We start from the raw sequence: 1,200 nt of genomic DNA, 5'->3' as shown, positions 1-1,200 counted from the left end.
GCTTTTCCACGAGCGCGGAACTCCCGCCCGACAAGAGATAGATAAAAAAATCATCAGCGGACAACCCCTCAAGATGCTCCATGAGTATTTCGGCAGCCTTGATGCTCTTATCCGTGGGGACAGGATGGGAGCTTTCGAAGACATTGACCTTATCCAGGGTATCGTCACCATAATGGGAGACTACAAACCCATATGCTATCCAGGGGTCAATGATACCTTTGATCGCCCTTGCCATTTCAACGGAGGCCTTCCCACTTCCCAAGATATGAATACCTCGATAAGCATTAAGGTTGTATTTTTTATCCCGGATCAGGAGATGGTTCCGCTCAAGTTTTACAGATTCCCTGATCAGATTTCCCGGCAATACTGACTTCAGGGTATCGTTGAATATTTCAACAATCAGCTCTCTCGAGGTCATTTAATATTTCCTCCACCGATTCATTCCAGCCTTTACTCCCCCGATACCTTGATCTTGTAAGGTTTTGTAAATTAAACTCTTCATATCCTCCATCGTAATGTGGTATCAGAACAGGGATATCCACATTTTTGAGCATCGGCAGGTCGTTTTCACTGTCCCCCAGACCTATGGCAACAATTTCTTCACCACAGTTTTCACGAAAGATATCATTTACGATCTCAACTGCTTTCCCCTTATCCTGATGGACGCTGAGAAGATGTGAAAATCTTCCCCCTCTTACCACCTTCATCCCTTCCCTTAAGGCCAAATCATTCAATACTTCAAGGTCAGTTTCCCTTTCCAGGATAAATGGTTCCGTAAATTCCCTCTCCTTTGCCATCTTTGCATCCTCAACGGATAACCCTGTGAACTCCATGATTTCCTGGATCGTTAAATCGCCAAACCCCCTGATCCCAAATTGATCCCCTACCCTCTTGATGAATCTTCTGATTTCAGCATACGGTTTACCAAGCTCTACGATAGTATAGGGGGGTCTGGGGAGAGAATTTTTTATCTTGAATCCTTGATACCCTCCCGGAAAAAAAATTCCACCCCCATTTTCGACAATAAAAGGCTCCTTAATCCCCAGTATCTTCTGCAAGTTTTCGACTTCTTTCCTCGTCTTGCTGGTCGTGATAATAAGAGGAATGCCTTTCCTCTTTATCCTTTCTAAGGCGGGTCTTGCATGTTCAAAAGAGTAATCATTGTGGTCAAGTAAAGTCCCATCAAGATCCGTAAATATG

At 44.2% G+C, this 1,200-nt stretch carries 2 protein-coding genes; both read right to left on the bottom strand.

Annotated elements, in window-relative coordinates; genetic code table 11:
* Window positions 1-418, bottom strand: a 418-nt coding sequence (locus QMD03_06490) for a DUF4147 domain-containing protein (protein ID MDI6776875.1), incomplete at its 3' end; no start/stop codon positions are given.
* A complete protein-coding gene (locus tag QMD03_06485) occupies window positions 393-1,199 on the bottom strand; it encodes an HAD-IIB family hydrolase (protein MDI6776874.1) in 807 nt (268 codons plus the stop codon). The genes QMD03_06485 and QMD03_06490, both read right to left, overlap by 26 nt.
* Window position 1,200: the final 1 nt, after the last annotated feature.

Source organism: Syntrophales bacterium, from assembly GCA_030018935.1.
Classification (GTDB): domain Bacteria; phylum Desulfobacterota; class Syntrophia; order Syntrophales; family CG2-30-49-12; genus CG2-30-49-12.
Note: the sequence above shows the minus strand (reverse complement) of the source record. Positions and strands in the feature narration are given on the sequence as shown.